Source organism: Blautia sp. DFI.6.71 (assembly GCF_020593585.1).
GTDB lineage: Bacteria > Bacillota > Clostridia > Lachnospirales > Lachnospiraceae > Blautia_A > Blautia_A wexlerae.
Window position 1 is genome coordinate 1 of the sequence record NZ_JAJDMJ010000033.1, and the last position, 23,088, is coordinate 23,088.

Sequence of the window (23,088 nt, forward strand, 5' to 3'; positions counted from 1 at the left end):
AAGCCAAAATTCCATTGCCGCAGGCAATCTGGAATGAATTTTGGCTATGTTACTGAGAACGGAGTGAACAGTAACATTTTAGTTACTACAAGCAGTAGCATTTTTTTACTTTCTTTACTTTCCCGCAAAAATCCGCTATACTGGGAATCACTTAGAAAATGAGATTTCTGCCGCCTGTGGCAGTTCTGACAGGGAGGTATTACCGATATGTTCCGTTTATGGGGAAAAATATGGAAAGATAATCATTTACTGAAAGATACTGTAATCTGCGATGACTCCGAAGATACGCGGACCCACAAGATTTTTCGTGGTCTGGAAAGTATCTGTTATGAAATGGATCTGGGAAACCCAATCTGGCTGGAATCTACAGTCAGACATTTTAAGAAACATGGAAAAGCCAGATTTTATCAGGATAATTTTATAGAGCAGATTGATTTTGATTATCTGGAGATCCAGGTAATTGAAGAGGATGACGAATAATAAATTATTCTGTCTTAAAATGTGTACAGGATCAGAAACTTTACATTGCCATATTGTTTCTGATCCTGTGTGTCTCATTTGCAGTGAATTTTCATGTCTTTATTTCATAAATTCTCTTATGATTTCTCTCATAATCTCATCTTCCTCGGGTGTAAGCATTCCGCTGAAATGGCTTCCTGCTGCTGCAGTCTGGCGGATACTGTCCGCAATATGTTCAACGATTTCCTCTTTTACAGCTTCGTCAGCCTTCTCCGGCACCGGCACTTCTTCTACCCATGTGCGGGCATGTTCCACATAATCAGAAAAAGAATTCATCAGAAGTTCTTCTCTGTATGTAAAATCCAGCGCCTGTCTCAGCAAAAGCAATGCTGTCGGAATGATCGCAGCCACATAAAGATATGCCAGCGGCATTCCGTCCCATCGTGCATCTTTGGAATACAGAAAAAAAGCCAGTCCAAGAAAAGCGATACAGAAAAGTGACGGATACCAAACAAACCGGTTCATACGGTTTAACAGCCTGTCTCTTGTTTTCCAAAGATTTGTCCATTTCTCTTTGAGATTTGATTTAACCTCTGTATTTTTTCTGATCATTCTTCGGTAGGTAAGATGTGTGGTCAGCATCCCCAGTGCTCCCAGTCCGCCCATTAACATCATGGCATACAGCAGGAAATGCAGTTCCATAACTTTCTCCAGCATAACATCCTCCTCACTTGAACAGATAAGACTATCTGCTTCGCTGCCTGCTCATAAACTGACAGGATTATTATACTGCTGTTTCCGGTATCATGGAACTAAAATCGCTCATCAAATTCTCTCATAAAAAGACAAAAGTGTTTACATATTTTCCAGTTTCGTAACTACCTCTTCAAACTTCATAAAATGGGAAGCTTTCACAAGAATAGTGTCACCATCCTGTACATAACCTTCCAGATGCTCCAGCAGACTTTCTCTGTCCGGCTCATAGATTACTTTCAGGTCCGGATTTGTCCGCTGTGCTCTCTCTGCCATATTTCTGCACAGTTTACCTGTACAGATAAGAACATCGATATCACATTTTCCGGCATGCTCTCCTACCTCCTCATGAAGCTGAACTTCATTCTCCCCAAGTTCACCCATATCGCCAAGGACTGCTATTCTGCGTCCTGCACCATCCTGCAGAACATCCAGAGAGGCTTTCATGGACATAGGATTTGCATTATAGCAGTCATCTACGATCAGAAATTTATCTGTTTCAATCATTCTGAAACGACCGCTGATCGGCTCCAGGCTCTCGATTCCGGCTTTGATCTGCTCAGTTGTAAGTCCATAAATATTTCCAACTGCAGCTGCTGCCAGCGCATTATATACCATATGGCGCCCCGGCATCGGGATATCAACTGTAAATGCAGTATCCCCCAGATGAATGGTGCAGGTCATTCCCTTTAAACCTCTGCTTACAATCTTATCACCGTAAACCTGACATTCATTACTCATTCCGAAAAATACAGGTTTTATCTTTTCATATTCTTTTACTGTGATAAGCTTGTCATCATCGCCATTTAATACAATATGTCCATCCGGTCTGAGGAATTTAAAAATCTCTGTCTTTGCTTTCAGAACACCATTTCTGTCTCCCAGATTCTCCAGATGGCAGGTACCGATATTCGTGATCACGCAGGTGTCCGGTCTTGCAATCTGCGCAAGTCTGGTCATCTCACCGAAATCACTGATCCCCATTTCCAGAACTGCAATTTCATCTCCATCACGCAGACGGAAAACTGTGAGAGGCAGACCAAGTTCATTGTTAAAGTTGCCCTGTGTTTTCAGAGTATGGTATTTCTGTTCCAGAACAGATGCGATCACTTCTTTTGTACTTGTCTTACCAACACTTCCTGTAATTCCCACAACCGGGATCTGAAGCTGCTTTAAATAAAACTCTGCAATATCTTTCACTGCCTGAAGAGAAGATTCTACTGCGATATAAGGAAAATCAGCGTTATCAAGCACCCGTTCCGACAAGGTTGCCAGTGCCCCTGCTTCCATTACCTGTGGGATAAATTTATGGGCATCTACACGTTCCCCCACAATAGGTACAAACAGACATCCTTCTTCTGCTTTTCTGCTGTCTGTGATAACAGACATTACTTCTTCCTGTAATTTATCAGCCGGACCATAATAAGTACCGCCGCATACGCGGGCGATATTTTCAAGAGTTAAGTTTTTCATAATATTTTTTATATCTTCTTTCCTGTTATAGCAATTCTCTTAATAATGCATCTATAACAATTCTATAAATTACTGCAGACACGCTCTATAGTGTGAAATCCTGCGTCGGATATTTTTTCATGGAAACTTCAATCAGTTTCTCACATAAAGTCGGATAGTCGATTCCCAGAACTTTTGCCTCCTGCGGAATCAGACTGGTTGGTGTCATTCCGGGAAGAGTATTTGCTTCCAGACAATACATATCTCCATTCTCCTTCATCATGAAATCAAGACGGCAGTATCCTTCCATAAACAGAGCTTTGGCTCCTGCTTCCGCATAATGCTGCATTTTCTCTGTGAGTTCCGGTGAAATTTCGGCAGGACAGGTCTCAATCGTAGAGCCGGCCTGATATTTATTCTTATAATCATAGAATCCCTGAAGCGGAGCAATTTCGATGATCGGATAAGCTTTTCCGTCCACAACCGCTACTGAAAATTCACGTCCTTTTATATATTCTTCGACCACAACTTCATTTTCATAAGAATAAGCGTCTTTGAGAGCCTGCTCATATTCGGCCTGATCATTCACAATATAAACACCTACACTGGAACCGCCACAGCAGGTTTTTACAACTACAGGAAATTCCATTCCAAGTGCTTTCAGATCTGTGGTCATTTCTTCTTTTACCATAGACACTCCCCGCGGTGTTGGTACATTATTCATCAGGAACATCTGCTTGGTGATTCCCTTATCCATTGCCAGGGCACTGCTTAAATATCCGGTTCCTGTATATTTGATTCCCATCAGGTCAAATGTTGCCTGTACTTTTCCATCTTCTCCGTTCGCACCATGAAGTCCCAGGAAAACAATGTCAGCCGCCTCGCAGAGTTTCAGCACGTTTGGTCCGAAAAAGCTTCTTCTCTCTTTTTTCATCTGTTCAATCCTGTCGTTAAATGCTGACATATATTCTGATGCTGCGTCCACATCATACTCTGACGGAAACGGATTCTCCCGGTCCACATTCTCAATGCCGCAAAAAATATCCACAAGAATCGCCTGATGTCCTTTCTGTCGTAATGCCTTACATATTCCTGTTCCTGATGTAATGGAGACAGTACGTTCTGTACTTGTTCCCCCCGCTAATACTACAATCTTCATCATTTTTCTCCTTTATTCATAAATAACAATCGGTGTGTTCTTCTCAACATTGCTGAAAATGATCTGCACCTGATCGGATGGTGCACAGATGCTTCCATGTGTGCCTTCAAATTCATAAAGCTGTCCTCCGAAATCCATTCTCCATGGAGCATCACTGATCCCCAGATTTCCATCGAATGGGATCCAGTAATTTACAGCAGAAGGATAGTCCTCTCCGTTCACTGTACATCCGCTCTTCATTTCACCTGTTGTATAACATCCCACAGGAGTTGCACAGTTGGGCACGAATGGATTTCCGGATACGATCTGCGCATCCGCAGTCGGCGTTCCATCTTTATAGAATACCATTCTCTGGGCCGTCAGGTCAATCTCTATATACGTATATCCGATATCATTTGTTTTCCTGACCAGACCTTCATGGGAATAAACAGGTTCTCTGACCTGGGTTTCTCCGTTTTTTATCAGTTCTGTAAGTTCTTTCAGCTCCGCTTTCTGATCGATCTGCCAGCCATAATTCCCTCCGCTGACAGTAATCTCACGACCATCATATGTATTAAATGTTCTCTCTGTTCCAACCGTATCATATTTAGCCGCCAGTTCACTGATATATGCTTCTATCTGTTTTTTGTCAAGTGTATAAAGACCGTTTTCATCTGTTGTGAGCCAGTTTTTGATCATATCTCTGTCTACTGTCTCTGTGCAATCGTCAAAATCATAGGTTATCACTACATCCGTAAGTTTGTTTATCAGTTCACAATTCTTCATCAGAGTTTCATCACTCTGATAAACTTTCGGTTCTTTGTAGCATCCATCTGCTTCCAGATCAACCGGCGTTCGTCCTGTGACAAGAGCATCTATAATATCCTGACTTGTTTTTTCTGGTTTCAGTGCAGTTCCCTCCTGCTCAGGAACAATTACAAACTTATCATCTTTCTCTTCTATATGAGCATCCGAAGGCTCTGTCATATTCTCCTGTTGCATACATTTCAGTTCGGAAATGGCAGCCTCTGTCTTCTGCTCATCATATTTAATGGAGGAGGACACCTCATAATTCCTGTGCTGGTTAAAAGCAAGAAACCATGTAAAACGATCCTGATTTCTGATCAGTTTATCAACACTTCCATCTGAGTCATAGGAAAGTCCCGCCTGTTTTGCTGTGATACTTTCCTGTCCGTTATTTCTGGTGTCAATAGTAAGAACATATGCTCCCACCTTCTGCGTAAGCAATTCTTCTGACTGGGATACTGTCATATAGGAACAGTTGAATCCGTTTACCATTGATCCCGGTAAGAAATGCTCTGTGAAATAGTATACACCATATCCATATACTCCGGCAGTCAGCAGGAGCAAGATTATGATCAGGGTGATCATGATTTTCTTTCTGCTGCTCACGACATCCTCTCCTTTCTTTTTTATAAACAGCAACCGCCCGGCAAGAAATTATGCCGGGCAGTTTTATTATCACATTATTTATCCAGAAAGTAAATACGATTATTCTCTTTTATGCGTTTTCCAGTAGTGTTACTGTTCACTCCGTTCACAGTAACACGCTTCGCGATGCACAGAATTTATGCTAATTGCATAAATTCGCGCGGTATGTCTCGGGTTTTCTGTGATCTTCGCTCACAAAAAACACCTCGCGGGATATTATCAGCGAACAGTAGCCAGTAGTTTCTCTACACTTGTAAGTTTAACACAGAGTACGAACACTTCTGCTGCTTTTCCAAGATCCTCAGGAGTCGGGAAGCTTGGCGCAATACGGATATTGGAGTCTTTCGGATCTTTTCCATATGGATAAGTTGCGCCTGCTCCTGTAAGTACAACACCTGCTTCTTTTGCCTTGGCAACAATAGCTTTTGCACATCCTTCCATTGAATCAAAGGAAATGAAGTATCCACCATGTGGTTTTGTCCACTCGCCGATTCCAAGACCGCCAAGTTCTCTGTCCAGTGTGTTAAGGACCATTTCAAATTTCGGACGGAGAATTGCCGCATGTTTTCTCATGTGTTCATGAAGACCGTCGATATTTTTGAAGAATTTTACATGACGTAACTGGTTTAATTTGTCATGTCCGATTGTCTGGATCTGCATGTAGCTGCGGAAATCTTCCAGGTTTGCTTTGGAAGCTGCAACTGCTGCAATACCGGAACCCGGGAAGCTGACTTTTGATGTTGATGTAAATTTATATACAAGATCAGGATTTCCTGCTTTTGCACATGCTTCAAGGATTTCTACAAGGAAGTCCTGATTGTCATCATAGAGATGATGAATGCTGTATGCGTTATCCCAGTAGATACGGAAATCAGGTGCTGCCGGTTTCAGATGCGCAAAGCGCTCTACTGTTTCTGCTGAATAAGTATATCCCTGTGGGTTGGAGTATTTCGGCACACACCAGATTCCTTTGATGGATGCGTCTTCACTGACAAGCTTCTCTACCATATCCATGTCCGGTCCCTGTGGTGTCATTGGCACGTTGATCATTTCGATTCCGAAAAATTCTGTGATCTTGAAATGGCGGTCATATCCCGGTACAGGACAGAGGAATTTTACCTTATCAAGTTTGCACCATGGGGTATTTCCCATTACACCCTGTGTCATAGAACGTGCAATGCTGTCAAACATAACGTTTAAGCTTGAGTTTCCATAGATGATGATGTGGTCCGGATCTACCTCGGACATTTCTCCAAGGAGGCGTTTAGCTTCCGGGATTCCGTCGATAACACCGTAGTTACGGCAGTCTACTCCTGTTTCGCACTTGAGGTCTGAATCGCTGCTTAATACGTTCATTAATCCCATTGAGAGATCGAGCTGGTCTGCTGACGGTTTTCCACGTGACATATCGAGAGCTAAGCCCTTTGCTTTGATATCTGCGTATTCTTTATCCAGCTGTGCTTTGAGTGTAAGCAGTTCTTCTTTGCTCATGTCGCTGTATTTTTTCATAATATTCCTCCTTGTTCTGCCATGGAAGGATGTCCCTTTTTCCGTATAGGGCAATCATTTGTTTTTCCTACGGCAACAGTTTTTTTGCTTTTTACATTTTAGTATGGTAAAGTAGGGTTGTCAAGTGTTTTTATGGAATTGTTAATATTTTACCAAAACAATCGTTACTGTTCCCTCTGTTCTCAGTAACGTAACCCAAATTCATTCTGGATTGCCGTAGCATCTTTCTCTGATACTTATAGCAAGCCTCGTAAATAATCAGCCAAAAAGCAAGTCGAAATCCCTCGAAAGTTTCGGCTTGCTTTTTTGAGTGTGACAGCGTATATTTAAATCAGTTAACAGATCTTTTAACTGTCTTAATTGTTCTTGTCAGGTCATCCTGATATCTTTTTATTACTCCTTATACAACATCCATTTTTATCCAAGTCAGTGAATGAGACAAGTCAGGCGGATAAAATCATCTGCTTCGCTGCTCAGTTCATAACCGAATGACTGTGAAAGGAGGTCATCCATGTCTATGTTTATCCACGCAATTATCGTAATCCTGCTTGCTGTGCTGGCTATGGGGATCGGGCTGCTGATTCTTGTGTGCTGGGCTTTGGCAGCATGTGCAAGCAGACGGGATTCTTATCTGGAAAAGGATTATCGGGTGAAATAAAGGAAGTCTGCGCATGGACGCTGAGTATTGCCGATAAGTTTATTCATTACTTTTCCATTAAAGTACAGGGTTGCAGAACCGCCTCCATCCAGGTTGTAAGCATAAGTACAGCCGTAGGATTTGAAAATATTCACCATATCCCAGTGATTAAGGCCATTATATCTGCCGGTATCTGTTACAAGGAGTACATAATCGTTGGGCTTTACCATTCCTACCGCTGTACGTGGATAATATTTTTCTGTTTCAGCCCATGGAAGCTGGGCTTCGCCATCTTTAATAAGAACCGGACCAAAATTATATGTATCTTTTACACCGGCTGCAAGAAGATTTTTTCCCATAAGTCCCTGTGCCGGAGTATAGATGGTTCCGTCTTTCTTTACTGCCATGACTGAATAACTGGTCATGTAATCACCATAGATAATCCCGTTTTTGATGCACATGCCAAGGGGGGATGGTTTTCCTGTACCATAGTCGAAAGCACTGCCGTTTACTCCGATAATGCCTCCATTTGAGGATACTGCATCAGAGGTTGTCTGTCGGGATCCGCCATAAGTTCCGTTGGAGAGGGCGGATTTCAGCTGTTTGGCATTGGATGTCTTTATATGCGCTACCCAGTAGGAAATTCCATGGACTGATTTGCGTTTAAGTTTAATATTAAGAGTGCTGCTTTTGTATTCGTAAGTATTGCCGCTTTGAGTAACTGTTGGTTTAGTATTTGTCAGTTTAGTATCTGAAGATTTTACACGCTGCCCTTTGCTGTTTACATAATATTTACCTATCCAGGTATTTTTTGCCATCACTCCTGTTTTCTTGCTGAAATAGTAATAATATTTTCCTATCTTCTGCCAGCCCTTTGCCATGGTGGAATTGCTGAGGAAATAGTATTTTTTTCCATCCTGAGTAAGCCACTGCCTGGCAATTGCCACGCCGGATTCATTGAAATAATAGGTATATTTATCACCTGTTGCCCAGCGATTGCGGAACATGGCACCATTTTTACGATTGTAATAGTATTTATTACCGGAACGCTTCATCCACCCGGTGAAACGTTTGCCGTTGGCAATACTGTAGTAATAATAACCTTTATACTTAAAAGAACCGCAGATCAGACGCCCCTTTGAATTATAAAAATAGTAATCTCCGTTTATTTTCTGCCATCCCGTTTTCTTCGATGTGATGCTGACGGAGGTTCTGTCCTGTTTCACATATGTAGCTGCATTTACGGTAACTGCACGCATACTGATGCCTGCTGTCAGAAATAATGCCAGTATCAGAAATACCGCCACTTTTCTGAATGGTAATTTTCTTTTCATGTCTTTCATCTGCCTTTCCATGATGTCTGATATGCCCATATAAGGGAATTGCTATAAATATATTACCGATATGTCCCATGCGATTTCTTTACCCGACAATTCGACAGACCGAGCGTTGTCAGATAATATTCCATGTCTCTCTCTGACATCAGACACTTTGGCCCTATAACGAGTTCCTTTATCAGCTGGTCAAGGCAATCTGAAAAATCAAAATCCACATAAGATATCAGCTGACTTTCTTTTACATAGTAGGAATAGTTATATAAACGTGCACCGAGAGAAAGTTCAACTTCTCTTCCCATCAGAAACTGTTTCGGCGAAAACTCGCACAATCGGATTTCGCTTTCCTCTCTGAAAAACGGATTTTTCATGTAAACAGATTCCTGAAATAATTTCAAAAACTTTTTCTCAAAACAGTTCATGACTTTATCCAGTACTTCTATCTCATAATCCTGCTTCTCCTCAATGCTTTCCCGACATTGTTCTTCTTTCTGTAATATCTTCTCGATTTCATCAACCAATTCATGCACTATCTGATGTACAACTTCTCTCTGCTCTGTTTCAGAATAACTGATCTTATGTAATGACACAATTGACGGCTTTGAAATCTCCGGAGAAACCGTTACAACTTCTTCTAATACATCCAGGTCAAATCCGATGGCAGCTCCGCGCCCGTCATCCGCATATCCCCGCCACTGACTAAGCAGATCATTCTGATACGAAAAACAGGTTACATAATATCTGAAGTCTGCATGATTTTCATTGAAAAATTCATCTGTAAACAGTTTCACATATCCCATCAATCTCTCTGATGAAATCTTTGATCTGAATAAATCTGAAGCATTTTCATAAGCTCTTTTAAATTCTGCGTCATAATACCTGCAGATCCAGCTGATCTCCATGGAATCATTGGATTTCAGGATATTTGTCAGACGGAGGGAACGATTTTTCAAAATAGAATTCAATGATTCTAAACTGCAATAGTGATATACGATCATATTTTTTCTTCTCCTGTAAATAATTGTTCTTTTGTAACCATTCAACATTCTGCCATCCCCAAAAAAATTCTATAGCAAAGTTCATCAGCAAAAGAACTTACGGAAAGTTTATATCAGTAAGTAACAGAATTATTATATCAGATACATCTTATGAATCTGTAAACTTATAGCAACCCTCGTAAATAATGCATATTGATTAAGAGGCTTGCTATAGAAAAACATTGCTTATACTTATAATATAATAACTGTTTTTTATAAAGAAATCCCCATCCACTGTTTATTATTTTGCAGCAGATAGGGATATGTTGAGGTTAATAGTTATATGCCCCCTCGTAAGCATTGCACCTGTTTAATTTCCGTGACTGATTCTGACAGGAACTGCATCTGTCGCAGAACTCCTGCTCATAACAGGTGGAACAGGCGCATGTCCTGCAGGCTTTGCGGTCATAGCCTGAGGTATTGCCGTGAGGAAGTGTGCTTTCTGTTGCATTACCCATATATATCACCCTCCTTGTGTGCCGGTTACTGTTCATCCAATCTTAAGTAAAGTCCCGTGAACGAACAGAATTCCCTGTACCTTGTATTATACGCTCACAGAAAGGGAATACAAGTAATTAATAATCTGTTTTCTGGTAAAATCTTCCATTTATGTAATCGGTTTTGATAATATTTACAAAAGCCTTCGGATCGATCTCATGTACCTTCTTTACCAGATATTTTGCTTCTTCTGTAGAGACTACAGAATAGATCATACTGGTCTTCTCGTCTGTGTAACATCCGGTACCTTCAAAACGTGTCGCCGTATGATTGGTAAGTTTGAAAATCTCCTCATAAATCTGATACGGCTCCTTCGTGATAATAAACAGCGTATGCTTCTTATATCTCTGATGCAGCATCTGAATCACCTGAGTAGAGGTAAACTGAAAGATAATAGAGTAAAGTGCCCTGTCCCATCCAAAAAGCAAACCTGCCACTGTCAGGATCACTGCATTTCCACACAGGATATAATTCCAGATATCCCTGCCATTTTTCTCGGAAAAATAAATCGCAATAAAGTCCGTTCCACCTGTACTGGTATTACCGATCAGACAGAGACTGATACAGAAGCCATTGATCAAACCGCCAAAGATACTGATCAGCAATGTATCATAAGTGATCGGCTGACTGGGAATAATATCCGTAAGCAGACCAGAAAGCACGATCACACAGACAGAACTTATCGTAAATTTCTTTCCGATAAATTTCAGACCAATAAATACAGGAATAGAGTTCAGCAGTACATTAATCAGCGTATATGGAACTGCAATCCCCATAAATGTCTGAAAAATGTTCTGGATCAGCAGAGTAAGTCCTGTAAATCCTCCCGGAAAAAGACCGCCTGCACGAACAAATGTCTTAATATTCAACGCCATGATCGTTGCAGCCAGAACCGCACAGCCGTAACGCTTGGCTTCATGTTTTAAATTAAGTTCCTTCATAATCACGTTTCCTCCCATCTCGCCAAACAGTTCAAATTGAACTCATGTGAAATTGCTTTTCACAATCTTTGCAGGAGACTTAACTGATTCGGCTAAAAAGCAGTTTTCCGTCAATGACAAACAAAAGGAAACCTTTCTACGCCTCCCATCTTCCAGAAGCACCACATGGAAGAACCAGTCCGTTAGAGCTTACCGGAAGCCCGATCTCCTGAGAGTCCACATGCCCGCCGAACTTTTTCAATTCAGTAGACAACATATAAGTAAGAACTGCCGGTGCCAGACCTGTTGTATAAGAATTTATCAGGAAAAACAAAGGCTCATCACTGAGAATCTTTGTACACAACTTAATCAGGTCATGGATACAATCCTCAATCTTCCAGATCTCCCCCTTCGGTCCACGTCCATAAGAAGGCGGATCCATAATGATCGCATCATAATGATTCCCTCTGCGAATCTCACGCTCAACAAACTTCACACAGTCATCCACCAGCCAGCGGATCGGAGCATCTCCCAGACCGGAAGCAACCGCATTCTCCTTTGCCCAGGTAACCATACCCTTAGAAGCATCCACATGAGTAACAGAAGCTCCCGCAGCCGCTGCCGCCAGAGTCGCACCACCTGTATATGCAAAAAGATTCAACACCTTCACCGGACGTCCCGCATTGCGGATCTTATTGCCAAACCAGTCCCAATTCACCGCCTGCTCCGGAAAAAGCCCGGTATGCTTAAAACTAAAAGGTTTCAAATTAAAGGTAAGTCCCTTATAATGAATATCCCACTGCTCGGGCAGATCAAAAAACTCCCATTCACCGCCGCCCTTCTTACTTCTGTGATAATGCCCGTTCATATGCTTCCAGCCCTTATTCACCTTCGGCGTATCCCATATAACCTGCGGATCCGGCCTCACCAGAAGATAATCCCCCCAACGCTCCAGCTTCTCCCCACAGGAAGTATCAATAACCTCATAATCTTTCCATCCATCTGCAATCCACATTGTATAATAATCCTCCTAAAATAAACGCATAATAAGTTACGATTGTACTACATATCCAACCATTAGTAAAGCCACATTTCTCACATAATTTCAATAATATCAAGATCAAAATCCCCTTTAACCTTAACATCATTCATTGCTTAAAGTATAAAATAAAACTCCCCCCATGGCAAGCAAACCATCATAATTCACAGTTATAAACAAATAAAGCATTACTGTTCACTCCGTTCTCAATAACACGCTTCGCAGGATATTACTAGCGAACAATAATAATAAAGTATCGATACTCACGTTCAAGTTAATAACATCATCCTCTTCGCAACCTGCCCATACCCCAATATCTTCTCCACAGTTTATCAGAAATTTACTTGCTTCGCTCTAAATCGTTGCCAGTACCCAGCGCGAAACAGCATCTCTCTGTGGGTGAATCTGGAGGGGGCTAAGTAACTCTTAGGCGGAGAAAATCCGCGTTATGAAGAAAAACAGCAACCTGTCTGAGCGAAGTTTGCAACGGAGCGAGTTTTGCGTTTTTCTTCATGCTTTTAGCGGATTTCCTCCACCTTAGAGTTACTTAGCCCCCGGAACTGAACCCACAGAGAGATGCTGTTTCGCGCGTCCCTCTACAAAAAAAACAAGCCAAGACTCCCAAAAGTCTCAGCTTGTTTCATAATACAACCACTTATTTCGCTTTCTTCTTCATAGAAGCCACAACAGACTGAATAACAATAAAGAAACAAAGCAACGCAGAAAGAATAATTCTTGTCCACCAGCTTGACAAAGTACCCTGAGTAGTAATCAAACTGGAAATCGTACCCTTAATCAACACACCAAACAAAGTACCAATCGGAGTACCAACACCACCTGAAAGAAGCGTACCACCAATAACCGCTGATGAAATTGCATCCATCTCAAGACCCTTTGCCTGCTCAACGAAACCTGCACAACTGTTCAAACAGAACAGGAAGCCACCAAGGCCTGCAAGAAAACCATCCAGAACATAAGCATTAAAAATAGTTTTCTTAACATTCAGACCCATCATTAATGCACTCTGACGGCTACCGCCGATCGCATAAAGCTTACGTCCAAACTTACGATATTTCAGAAGAACCGCGATCAGAATTACAACAATCAGAGCAATCACAACTGTCGGCGGAATATAAGCCGGAATAAATTTACCCTTCTTACTGGTTGAACCAAAAGGCATATAGAAACGGTAATTTGCCCATTTCAGGAATAACTCATTCTTGATAGAAATCATATCAGTACTGATGATAGCTGTCAGACCACGTCCGAAGAACATACCTGCCAGAGTAACGATGAATGGCTGGATATCCAGATAAGCTACCAGGAATCCCTGAACAATACCAAAAGCAACACCAATAAGCAGTGCAACTAAAACTGCTGCATATGCGTTCACACCTTTGTTCTCCATAAGGTCTGCAAGAACCATACATACAAGTGCAGTAACAGAACCTACGGAAATATCAATACCACCGGTGATCATAACGATTGTAAGACCACACGCAATAACCAGAAGACCCGCATTAGATACAAACAGGTTCAGAAACATCTGAGGTTTTGCAAAACCTTTATCAGCAAAAACAATCATACCTGCAACATACATTACTACAAATAATGCGATTGTGATCAGAAGCAGGAAGCCATTTCCCGTTATTTTCTTTTTCTGTACATTTGCTTTCATTACTTCTGACCTCCTTCTGCTGCCACACTTCTTTTAGCCTTTAAGTTGGCAATATATTTCTTAAATACATCACTCTGCAGTGTAACGATGATAACAACTACGATTGCCTTATAAACAGGAAGCTGGTCTGCTTTTACGTTCATCGCATAGAGTGTTGTGGTCAGAGCCTGAATAGTGTAGGCACCGATTACGGAACCGATCAGGCTGAATTTACCACCACCAAGGAAGTTTCCGCCAAGCGCAACTGCAAGGATGGCATCCATTTCCAGGTTAAGACCAATGTTGTTTGCATCTGCAGAGTAGATACGGCTGGATGCCACAATACCGGCAATACCAGCCAGTACACCACAGATAACATAGGTAAGGAATTTAATCATCGTAGAATTTAATCCCACAAGACGAGCTGCCTTTCCATTGATACCAACACTTTCAATGTAAAGCCCAAGAGCAGTCTTCTTCAAAATCAGGTACACAATAACAACTGTAATGATTGCAAAGAAAATAGGTGTAGGAATCGGGCATTTTCCAATATATCCACCAGCCATCTTAAAGGAATCCACACGAATATAAGTAATCTGTCCGTTTGTGATCAGCTGAGCAATACCACGACCGGCTGTGTAAAGGATCAGAGTTGCAACCATTGGCTGAATATTCAGCTTGGAAACCAGAAATCCATTAAATGCACCACATAATGCAGATGCAAGAAGTGTTGCGATAACAGCCAGGATCACAGGATTCTGGTAATCATTTACAGAAACCTGTCCGCCGGAAAGAATCTGACAGCAGACAGCCGCTGCAACTGCCATGATTGCACCAACACTGATATCCTGTCCACCGGAAGCTGCTGTTACCAGTGTCATACCGATTGCAAGGATAACCAACTCTGAAGCACGGTTAATAACATCAACAATGTAACCATAGAGTACACCGTTTCGGATTGATACATTAAAGAAATCCGGTGTTCTGATCACATTCAGCAAAAGTACTGCGATCAGACACACAATAGGAAGAAACAGACGTGCACTTGTTATTTTCTTTAATTTACTCTTATTCATTATTTATCGTCACCTCCGGCAATAGCTTTCATAACTCCGCTCTGGGAAAGTTCATCCTCTTCCAGCTCCCCTACCTTCTGGCCATCACGAAGAACTGCCATACGGGAGCAGGTACGGAGCATTTCCTCAACCTCTGAGGAGATAAATGTAACTGCCATTCCCTGATCCGCAAGATCAAGAACCAGTTTCTGAATCTCTGTCTTAGTACCGATATCAATACCTCTGGTCGGCTCATCCAGAATCAGATAATCCGGATTAGTCAGAAGCCATCTTCCAAGGATAACCTTCTGCTGGTTACCACCGGACAGACTCTTAATCGGGGTTTCACGACTTGCTGTCTTAATCTGCAGTAATTTAATATACTTATCAGCAGCATCCTCCATTTCTTTCTTGCTTAATGGATGGAACATACCGCGTTTAGCCTGGAGCGCTATAATAATATTTTCTCTTACAGAAAGATCTGCAATAATACCTTCTGCCTTTCTGTCTTCCGGAAGATATGCCATACCAAGTTTCATGGCATCCAGCGGAGTATTGATCTTTACTTCTTTTCCCTTTACTTTTAAAGTTCCTGTATCAGCTTTATCCGCCCCATAAATTGCACGAACCAATTCAGAACGTCCGGAACCCAGAAGTCCGGTAAGACCAATAACCTCACCTTTATTGATGGTAATATCAAACGGTTTGATCGTTCCCTTATGAGATAATCCTTTTGCTTCGATTACAGGTTCTGCATCTGTGATTCTCTTGTCTTTATGATCGCCTTTAATATCCGCAAGATCATCAAAATCCTTACCCATCATCTTGGCAACCAGCATTACTCTCGGAAGATCTTTCGTCTCATATTCCCCAACAAGTTCACCATTACGAAGAACTGTAATCCTGTCGCAGACTGCATATACCTGCTCAAGGAAATGCGTAACAAAGATAATACCTACACCTTCGTCACGAAGTCTTCTCATAAGTACAAACAGCTTTTCAACTTCATCATCATCCAGTGAAGATGTCGGTTCATCGAGAATCAGTACCTGGCACTTCATGTCCACTGCACGGGCAATTGCGATCATCTGCTGAATCGCAATGGAACATTCCTCCAGCATCTGTGTTGGCGGCACATGAATGTCCAGGCTCTCAAGAAGTTTTCCTGAGCGCTCATTCATCTGCTTCCAATCAATCATTCCCATCTTTCTCGGTTCTCTGCCAATAAAAAGGTTCTCAGCTACAGTCAGGTTGGGACAAAGGTTTACCTCCTGATATACTGTACTGATACCATTTGCCTGCGCTTCCTGAGGCGAGTGGTTAATAATGGCATTACTGTTTCCAGCCATATGAATTGTTCCACTTTCAAATTCATGTACACCGGTCAGCACCTTAATCAGTGTTGATTTACCTGCACCATTCTCCCCCATCAGTGCGTGGATTTCGCCCTTTCGAAGGGTAAAGTCCACATGGGAAAGGGCACGGACTCCTGTAAAGTTTTTGCTGATATCACGCATTTCCAATACTACATTTTGTTCCATATTCTTTCCACCTGCTTTCTAAACTGGTTTACCCCTCATTTACTGAAAAGCTTCAGTAAAGCGGGTATCTGTAAATCATTTCGGCATAAAGAGAGCGTGATTCATAAATCCGGGTTTCTCCGAATTATGAACCACGCTCCGGATTGTTTATATTTCTTCTATTACACGTCTATTATATGTTGTCAAAAATTAGTATGCACGTCCGTCAATAATTTCCTGTGTGATAGGTGTTACGTCATATTCGCCCTCTTCATCAAGACTGTTTACAGCTTTAACTTTATCAACTGTATCATCTGTAGCAAAGATTTCTTCATCTACATAGTTCAGTTTTTCAACTTCTTCACCAGCTTCAAGAGCTTTGATCAGTTCTTCTGCACGTGGTCCGTGTAATGGGTTACACTCAACATCGCATGCGATCTTGCCGGCCAATGTATCTGTTAAACCAGCATTTGTTGTATCAAAAGACATAACCATGATTTCACCGTTTGCGATATCAGATCCTACTGTTTTACCAGCTGCTTCGATAGCATCGATAGCACCGAATGCTTCGTTATCGTTCTCGCAGTATACAACATTAATATTGTCATACTGTTTCAGCATGGACTCCATAACTTCCTGTCCTTTAGCCTGTGTGAATTCACCGGACTGCTGAGCAAGTAAGTTCCATCCATAGTTGTCAACACCTTCTTCAAGGCCTTTAGAACGTCCAATCTGAGCTGTAGATCCGATTGTACCCTGGATATCAACGATGTTAACATCTTTTGCATCGATTCCCTTAGCTGTTGTGTATGCATTCAGCCATTCAGCTGCTTTTCTTCCTTCGAGTAAGGAGTCAGTTCCGATCCATGTTGTATATAAGCTGTCATCAGATACATCAACCATACGGTCTACGATGATTACAGGAATATCAGCATCTTTAGCTTCCTGGAGAACTGTATCCCAACCTGTCTCTGTTACAGGAGCTAAAAGAATGTAATCAACTTCCTGCTGGATGAAGTTACGGATTGCTGTTAACTGGTTTTCCTGTTTCTGCTGTGCATCGTCGAAGATTAATTCATATCCGTTCTCTTCGCTGAATGTGGATTTCATGGATTCTGTATTAGCTGTACGCCAGTCAGATTCAGCACCTACCTGTGAGAAACCAACTGTGATTGTGTCGTCCGCTGCTGCTACACCCACTGCCGGAACAACGCTCATACCGCATACCATTGTTGCTGTTAATAAAGCTGACACGATTTTTTTCTTCATTTTGTAAATCCTCCCGATTCATTTAAGATGTCTTTATTATAGTAAAAATCCAGGAAAATTCCATAGAATATTTTCCGCAAAAAGTTTATTCTTCTATCATATTTTGTTCATAATTTATACAAAGTTTATTTTTTTATTGCGGAAGTTGGATTTTTTATTGTGCATTATAAATATAGAAATAAATTATCAGCTTTCTTTTATATTCACTTTGCACAATTCAGCATTAGTCGACATAATTCATACATTCCATTATTTGGCAGACCTTCGTAAGTCTCTATCAGCAGGCCATAAAACTGTTATTAGATATGAATAAGCAATAAAATAATTGACTTTATCCACCTGAATACATAACAAAAGCTGCATATCTGTTAAGATTCTTAACTTCATGCAGCTTTTTCTTTGTTTATCTTGAATTGTTATCCAGGTTAATTTTTTTCGCCATATACACTTCCATAACCGTACCTTCTCCCTCTGTAGAAGAAATCTTCAGTCCATAACCCGGACCATAATAAAGTGCAATTCTCTCTGACACCGCAGCAAGTCCGAACCCGGCACGTTCACCGGTGCGGATAGCTTCCTGTACTTCATAAAGACGTTCCGGTGTCATTCCCTGACCATTGTCAGTCACTCTCAGCATCATATCATCTCCCAGATTGAATCCTTCAATAAGAATCTTACCTTTTCCACGCTTATTCTTAATTCCATGATAAAGAGCATTCTCCGCTAACGGCTGCAAAGTAAGCTTCGGCACCATCACTTCATCCAGTTCCGGCGGAATATTAATCTCAAATTCCATAATATCCCTGTATCTTGACTGCTGAATCTCCAGATAACTCAATGTGTGGCGTTTCTCTTCCGACAGCGGAATGATATCCTTCCCCTTCGAAAGCGAAGTGCGGAAAAAAACAGACAGACTTGTGATCATATCCACTGCATCCTGCTGCATACCACCCTCCACCAGCCACACAATAGTGTCCAGTGTATTATACAGAAAATGCGGATTTACCTGTGCCTGGATCAGCTGCAGCTCCGTCATATGCTGTACCTCCTGCTCCTTACGCACATTCTCAAGAAGCCCTTCAATCCTTCCTGCCATCTTTCTGGTACCGGCATCAAGCTCCTGGATTTCAACACTGTCGGCAGATACTACATTAATAGTTTTGTACTCTCCTTTTCCAACCTTCTTAATATTATGGAGAATTTCAGAAATCGGTTTGGTAATGCTGTATGTCAGACGGAAAGAACGCCGCAACAGAATAGCCGTAGCAACCAAAATCGCCGCACACATAGTGATGATCGTCAGACGTACATTTCCAGCCAGTTGAGACTCTATCTGCACCAGTTCCGTCGCCTCCTGATAAATATAATTCTGCATTTCTTTCTCAAAGAGCGTGGTCAGGATTTCTGTATTATTTGCCACAAATTCCTGTCGTTCCTGATAATTCTTTATCTCAAGAAGCTGATTCATCCGTTTCTTAAGATTCTCCAGATAGTTAGTCAGATATTTCAGAGAACGCAGGCTTTCCTTCTTTGATGTGGTTTTCTTCAGACTCTCCACAGTACTGATTGCCTTGTCTACCTGCTCTGTCGGCAGCCCGTCCTTACCTTTTCGCCCGATAGTCACATAATAGATATCCATATCCACTTCATCTTTAAAGCTCATATCATTATTGGAATTTCTATAGTTTGCATTATATTCCGAACTCACCGCCAGATTATTAGACAACTGATTATATTCATTTGTATAATGCCAGAAAAAAACAAGAAGCACTATGATCAGAATTGTCATAGGGATCATAGTGCTCAGAAGCATCCACTTCATCTTTGTTTCCAGCTTCTCCTGTTTCTGCTTCATGAATCAGACTTCTCCTCTCGTCTTACGATACTCACTCGGAGTCATTCCCTGAGTTTTCTTAAAAAGATAGCTGAAGTAATGCGCATCCTTATATCCCACTTCCCCTGCAATCTCACTGGAACGTTTGGAAGTACAGCGAAGCAGCTCCTTTGCCTTGTCCATGCGAAGCGAAGTCAGATACTCAATAAATGTCTGTCCCATATTCTGACTGAAAAGCGCGCTGAAATGATTGGCACTCACATTCGCCACATGCGCCACTCTATTCAGAGAAATCTCTTCATCCATATAATGTCCATCTATAAAATCTATTGCCTGCTTCAACACACTTCTGTTCTGACTGCCTGCATTTTCATCACGGATTGCAATGGCCCGTTTCAGGACTTCCTCTGCATATGCAACAGAAGCTTCTGTAGACTGGCTTGTCTTCTTCACAACATCATCTGTCTCTTCTCTGGACAATTCCGTATCATCATATCCAATTTTCTTAAGAAATGACAGTACAGAAAAACGCACATTCAAAACCACATAATTACGGAACACCAGTGATTCCATCGGTTCCCTGCCAATAGCATGGAAATAATCATGGACAAAACTGTCTACTTCATCTTCCAGACCACTGCTTAAAAATTTCTGAAGGATTTCCGGATTCAGGGCATTGATATTCACATTCTTAAGCTGAACAGCTTCTGTTTTTGAAGTGTCTGCTGAATTCTCCTTTACCTGCTCAAGCATATTGTAATAAAGGATATGCCCGTCATACAGATAACGGAATGCATAAGTTCTTGCAGCCGTGTGATAACTCTGCTTAATTCTGCTCAGACGGTCTGCCTCCTCGCCGACTGCCACAAACCAGTCCACATTTGCTCTGGTTTCTTCCATGATCTTCTGAATTGCTTCCACACATTCGCATGTATTCTTCTTTATCGTATCTCGCTGCCCCTTGACCAGAATCGCATAACTGAACACCTGATGTCTGAAAAGCATCGCAACCGGATGACTTAGGAAATAATTCTCAATCTTCTTATGTACTTCTGCCTCCCAGTCTGAATATCCTTCCGACGAATTATAACTGCTGTCTGAAGCATCCGGTGTAAAAATCAGAATATTATAAGCCTCTGCCACAATATCAAGATTCAAACGATCTGCTCTCCGATAAATCTCTTCCAGATCAAAGTCCGCTCTCACCAGAGATTCAAAGAAATCACGGCTCGCATTCCTCTCATACTCCTGCATCTCCAGTTTGAATTTCTCATAATATTCCTTCTGCGTCTTCTCATGTTCATAACGATTATGAATCTCCTCCAGACGCTCAATAAATGCATTCTTAGTAATTGGCTTCAGCAGATAATCCTCCACACCAATATTGATCGCCTGCTTCGCATAGTTAAAGTCATCATAGCCACTAAGAATCACAATCTTAATGTCCGGCAACTCCTTCTTCACCAATTTACATAATGTCAGACCATCCATAAACGGCATCTTAATATCAGTGATCAGAAGATCCGGTTTGCTCTTTAATATCAACGGCAGTGCCATCTCCCCATCAGATGCTTCTCCTGCCAGTTCAAACCCATACTGCTCCCAGGGAATCATCTTCTTAATCATCTCCCTGATCACAACTTCATCCTCTACTAAAAAAGTTTTTAACATTTCACTCCTCCTGTAAATCTCCGCCACATATAACTCCCATCTAAATCTGATATAACTTTAATACATGTTGAATTATCAGGCAAGTTATTTTTAACAATAAAATGCTTCACACACTTCCTTTCACAGCCAATCAACAGCGCGAAGCCGCATCTCTCTTCGGGTGAATTTGAAGGGGGATTAGTAACTCTTAGACTGGGGAAATTTGCGTTATGAAGAAAAATAGCAACTTGTCTGAGCGAAGTCGGAGGCGGAGCGAGTTTTGCATTTTTCTTCATGCCCTTAGCAGATTTTCCCAGCCTTAGAGTTACTTATCCCCCGGAACTGAACCCGAAGAGAGATGCGGCTTCGCGCGTCCCCTTTCAAAGACGAGAAAGTTCCCCATCCGGACAGGGGATGACCGGACAGGGAACTTTCTCTGATAACTTTGGCTAAATTTTGAGTTAATATTTTTTCTTATTATTAAGTTACTTATTTTTTACAGGAAATAATTCCTCTGCTTTCGGTGCCCAATGCTCTGCATAAGCATCACACTTCGCACAGAGATGCTCCACAGACTCCGGTGATTGCAAATCTGTAGACTTCGCACCGGATTCTTCAACCATCTTACGAAGCTTCTGCGGATTCTCAAGCATCGGGCATGGACGAAGCATATTTTCATTAAACGGCTGACCGTCATGATATGCCATGAAGATCGGACTCTTCAATGCTTCCAGCAGAGTATTTTCATAAATATTTGCATTAGAATAATGGATAAATACACATGGGTCTACATCACCATTCGCATTGATATGAAGGTAACGTCTTCCTCCTGCAATACATCCTCCTACATACTGCGCATCATTCTGGAAATCCATTCCAAAAATAGCTTTTGTAGAACGGTACTCTCTGATCTTGTGATACATCTTCTCACGCTGCTGTGGATTCGGCATTAATTCTACTACAGCGTCATTACCTGTCGGCATATAATGGAAAAACCATACAAATAATGCACCACAGTCAATAATGTGATCAAAAAATTCCTCGCTGCTTACACTGTCCACATTTGCAGAAGTATAACAGGTAGATACACCAAACGGAAGTTTATGAGCTTTCAGAAGTTCCATTGCATGCATAACTTTCTGATATACACCTTCTCCACGACGTCCGTCGTTTGCTTCCTCAGAACCTTCCAGGCTGATTGCCGGAACAAAGTTCTTAACACGAAGCATTTCCTGGCAGAATTCTTCGTCGATCAGTGTACCATTTGTAAAGGAAAGGAACTCGCAGTCCGGATATTTCTCGCAGATACGCATCAGGTCTTTCTTACGTACCAGCGGTTCACCACCTGTATATATGTACATATAAGTTCCCATTTTTCTGCCCTGCTCTACAATAGAACAGATGGTGTCAAAATCAAGATTCAGTTTGTGACCATACTCTGCTGCCCAGCATCCTGTACAGTGCAGATTACAGGCACTTGTAGGATCAAGAAGGATTGCCCATGGAACATTACAGTTGTTCTCTTCTGCTGTTTCTTCCTGAAGTGCACTTCCCTTTAAGCTGGCATTGATAATAAAGTTTGTAAAGAATGCTTCACGTACTCCCGGATCCAGCTCATAAATCCTCAGGATCAGTTTATACCAGTTGCTGTCCTTATCCTGAATCGCATTACGGATTGCATTTCTCTGTGACTCATACCAGCCATCCGGTACAAATTTATCTACAAGTTCCATCAGTTTCGGTATATTTACTTCCGGGTCCTTCTCCAGATAACTCAGACCTGTTTTAACTGCTGCTGCAAGTGCAGCCTGTTTTGCTTTGTCCATTAACTTCATGTTATTGCTCCTCCTTGTTGTAATGTGATATATATAAACA

At 41.6% G+C, this 23,088-nt stretch carries 19 protein-coding genes; 2 read left to right on the forward strand and 17 right to left on the reverse strand.

Annotated features, from left to right (window positions below):
• Nucleotides 1–207: 207 nt before the first annotated feature.
• Nucleotides 208–480 carry a hypothetical protein gene (locus LJE12_RS13300; RefSeq protein WP_022380881.1) on the forward strand — a complete coding sequence of 91 codons (273 nt, stop codon included), beginning with the start codon at nt 208–210 and terminating at the stop codon, nt 478–480.
• A gap of 99 nt (nt 481–579) precedes the next feature.
• Here LJE12_RS13300 and LJE12_RS13305 read toward each other — a convergent pair whose 3' ends face one another.
• From LJE12_RS13305 to LJE12_RS13325, 5 genes are all read right to left on the reverse strand, one after another.
• Nucleotides 580–1,176 (reverse strand): hypothetical protein, encoded by a 597-nt coding sequence (locus tag LJE12_RS13305; RefSeq protein WP_025577784.1) that lies wholly within the window; start codon nt 1,174–1,176, stop codon nt 580–582.
• Nucleotides 1,177–1,314: 138 nt separating this feature from the next.
• A complete protein-coding gene (locus LJE12_RS13310; protein WP_227226583.1) occupies nt 1,315–2,685 on the reverse strand; it encodes a UDP-N-acetylmuramoyl-tripeptide--D-alanyl-D-alanine ligase in 1,371 nt (456 codons plus the stop codon).
• A gap of 85 nt (nt 2,686–2,770) precedes the next feature.
• Nucleotides 2,771–3,823: a D-alanine--D-alanine ligase family protein gene (locus tag LJE12_RS13315; RefSeq protein WP_008705012.1), complete on the reverse strand. Its 1,053-nt coding sequence runs from the start codon at nt 3,821–3,823 to the stop codon at nt 2,771–2,773.
• Between the two features lie 12 nt (nt 3,824–3,835).
• Nucleotides 3,836–5,215, reverse strand: coding sequence for a L,D-transpeptidase family protein (locus LJE12_RS13320; RefSeq protein WP_118759289.1), 1,380 nt, complete (start codon nt 5,213–5,215; stop codon nt 3,836–3,838).
• A 258-nt stretch (nt 5,216–5,473) separates the two neighbouring features.
• The gene (locus LJE12_RS13325; protein WP_022380885.1) at nt 5,474–6,763 is read right to left on the reverse strand and encodes a hypothetical protein; all 1,290 of its coding nucleotides are present in this window, start codon (nt 6,761–6,763) and stop codon (nt 5,474–5,476) included.
• 511 nt (nt 6,764–7,274) lie between these two features.
• Here LJE12_RS13325 and LJE12_RS13330 point away from each other — a divergent pair.
• A complete protein-coding gene (locus LJE12_RS13330; RefSeq protein WP_008705017.1) occupies nt 7,275–7,421 on the forward strand; it encodes a hypothetical protein in 147 nt (48 codons plus the stop codon).
• Here the strand turns inward: LJE12_RS13330 and LJE12_RS13335 are convergent.
• The 12 genes from LJE12_RS13335 to LJE12_RS13390 form a co-directional block, all read right to left on the reverse strand.
• On the reverse strand, nt 7,406–8,734 hold the full coding sequence (locus LJE12_RS13335; RefSeq protein WP_227226582.1) for a phosphodiester glycosidase family protein: 1,329 nt from the start codon (nt 8,732–8,734) through the stop codon (nt 7,406–7,408). The genes LJE12_RS13330 and LJE12_RS13335 overlap by 16 nt on opposite strands.
• A 62-nt stretch (nt 8,735–8,796) precedes the next feature.
• On the reverse strand, nt 8,797–9,732 hold the full coding sequence (locus tag LJE12_RS13340) for a DUF2971 domain-containing protein (protein WP_227226581.1): 936 nt from the start codon (nt 9,730–9,732) through the stop codon (nt 8,797–8,799).
• A 311-nt stretch (nt 9,733–10,043) separates the two neighbouring features.
• Nucleotides 10,044–10,229: a hypothetical protein gene (locus LJE12_RS13345; RefSeq protein WP_025577771.1), complete on the reverse strand. Its 186-nt coding sequence runs from the start codon at nt 10,227–10,229 to the stop codon at nt 10,044–10,046.
• Nucleotides 10,230–10,346: 117 nt separating this feature from the next.
• Nucleotides 10,347–11,210 carry a YitT family protein gene (locus LJE12_RS13350; RefSeq protein ID WP_020993175.1) on the reverse strand — a complete coding sequence of 288 codons (864 nt, stop codon included), beginning with the start codon at nt 11,208–11,210 and terminating at the stop codon, nt 10,347–10,349.
• A 136-nt stretch (nt 11,211–11,346) separates the two neighbouring features.
• On the reverse strand, nt 11,347–12,204 hold the full coding sequence (locus LJE12_RS13355) for a class I SAM-dependent methyltransferase (RefSeq protein WP_008705027.1): 858 nt from the start codon (nt 12,202–12,204) through the stop codon (nt 11,347–11,349).
• 679 nt (nt 12,205–12,883) lie between these two features.
• A complete protein-coding gene (locus LJE12_RS13360) occupies nt 12,884–13,906 on the reverse strand; it encodes an ABC transporter permease subunit (protein ID WP_008705029.1) in 1,023 nt (340 codons plus the stop codon).
• Entirely contained in the window at nt 13,906–14,961 is a 1,056-nt protein-coding gene (locus LJE12_RS13365) for an ABC transporter permease (RefSeq protein WP_055058571.1), read from the reverse strand. Before LJE12_RS13365 ends, LJE12_RS13360 begins: the two co-directional genes overlap by 1 nt.
• A complete protein-coding gene (locus LJE12_RS13370; RefSeq protein WP_055058572.1) occupies nt 14,961–16,481 on the reverse strand; it encodes a sugar ABC transporter ATP-binding protein in 1,521 nt (506 codons plus the stop codon). The genes LJE12_RS13365 and LJE12_RS13370 overlap by 1 nt, the downstream gene beginning before the upstream one ends.
• A gap of 189 nt (nt 16,482–16,670) precedes the next feature.
• The gene (locus tag LJE12_RS13375) at nt 16,671–17,729 is read right to left on the reverse strand and encodes an ABC transporter substrate-binding protein (protein WP_008705032.1); all 1,059 of its coding nucleotides are present in this window, start codon (nt 17,727–17,729) and stop codon (nt 16,671–16,673) included.
• A gap of 403 nt (nt 17,730–18,132) precedes the next feature.
• Nucleotides 18,133–19,584, reverse strand: a complete 1,452-nt coding sequence (locus LJE12_RS13380) for a sensor histidine kinase (protein WP_025577762.1) — start codon at nt 19,582–19,584, stop codon at nt 18,133–18,135.
• A 3-nt stretch (nt 19,585–19,587) separates the two neighbouring features.
• Nucleotides 19,588–21,234 carry a response regulator gene (locus LJE12_RS13385; RefSeq protein ID WP_055201071.1) on the reverse strand — a complete coding sequence of 549 codons (1,647 nt, stop codon included), beginning with the start codon at nt 21,232–21,234 and terminating at the stop codon, nt 19,588–19,590.
• Between the two features lie 464 nt (nt 21,235–21,698).
• Entirely contained in the window at nt 21,699–23,048 is a 1,350-nt protein-coding gene (locus LJE12_RS13390; RefSeq protein ID WP_118331569.1) for a radical SAM protein, read from the reverse strand.
• Nucleotides 23,049–23,088: the final 40 nt, after the last annotated feature.

Bases quoted from the DNA above. Each gene is read 5' to 3' on its own strand.
- LJE12_RS13355 (WP_008705027.1), bottom strand. From the start codon at position 12,204: ATGTGGATTGCAGATGGATGGAAAGATTATGAGGTTATTGATACTTCC.
- LJE12_RS13310 (WP_227226583.1), bottom strand. From the start codon at position 2,685: ATGAAAAACTTAACTCTTGAAAATATCGCCCGCGTATGCGGCGGTACT.
- LJE12_RS13335 (WP_227226582.1), bottom strand. From the start codon at position 8,734: ATGAAAAGAAAATTACCATTCAGAAAAGTGGCGGTATTTCTGATACTG.
- LJE12_RS13340 (WP_227226581.1), bottom strand. From the start codon at position 9,732: ATGATCGTATATCACTATTGCAGTTTAGAATCATTGAATTCTATTTTG.
- LJE12_RS13385 (WP_055201071.1), bottom strand. From the start codon at position 21,234: ATGTTAAAAACTTTTTTAGTAGAGGATGAAGTTGTGATCAGGGAGATG.
- LJE12_RS13370 (WP_055058572.1), bottom strand. From the start codon at position 16,481: ATGGAACAAAATGTAGTATTGGAAATGCGTGATATCAGCAAAAACTTT.
- LJE12_RS13330 (WP_008705017.1), top strand. From the start codon at position 7,275: ATGTCTATGTTTATCCACGCAATTATCGTAATCCTGCTTGCTGTGCTG.
- LJE12_RS13375 (WP_008705032.1), bottom strand. From the start codon at position 17,729: ATGAAGAAAAAAATCGTGTCAGCTTTATTAACAGCAACAATGGTATGC.
- LJE12_RS13345 (WP_025577771.1), bottom strand. From the start codon at position 10,229: ATGGGTAATGCAACAGAAAGCACACTTCCTCACGGCAATACCTCAGGC.
- LJE12_RS13365 (WP_055058571.1), bottom strand. From the start codon at position 14,961: ATGAATAAGAGTAAATTAAAGAAAATAACAAGTGCACGTCTGTTTCTT.
- LJE12_RS13315 (WP_008705012.1), bottom strand. From the start codon at position 3,823: ATGAAGATTGTAGTATTAGCGGGGGGAACAAGTACAGAACGTACTGTC.
- LJE12_RS13350 (WP_020993175.1), bottom strand. From the start codon at position 11,210: ATGAAGGAACTTAATTTAAAACATGAAGCCAAGCGTTACGGCTGTGCG.
- LJE12_RS13390 (WP_118331569.1), bottom strand. From the start codon at position 23,048: ATGAAGTTAATGGACAAAGCAAAACAGGCTGCACTTGCAGCAGCAGTT.
- LJE12_RS13360 (WP_008705029.1), bottom strand. From the start codon at position 13,906: ATGAAAGCAAATGTACAGAAAAAGAAAATAACGGGAAATGGCTTCCTG.
- LJE12_RS13325 (WP_022380885.1), bottom strand. From the start codon at position 6,763: ATGAAAAAATACAGCGACATGAGCAAAGAAGAACTGCTTACACTCAAA.
- LJE12_RS13380 (WP_025577762.1), bottom strand. From the start codon at position 19,584: ATGAAGCAGAAACAGGAGAAGCTGGAAACAAAGATGAAGTGGATGCTT.
- LJE12_RS13300 (WP_022380881.1), top strand. From the start codon at position 208: ATGTTCCGTTTATGGGGAAAAATATGGAAAGATAATCATTTACTGAAA.
- LJE12_RS13305 (WP_025577784.1), bottom strand. From the start codon at position 1,176: ATGCTGGAGAAAGTTATGGAACTGCATTTCCTGCTGTATGCCATGATG.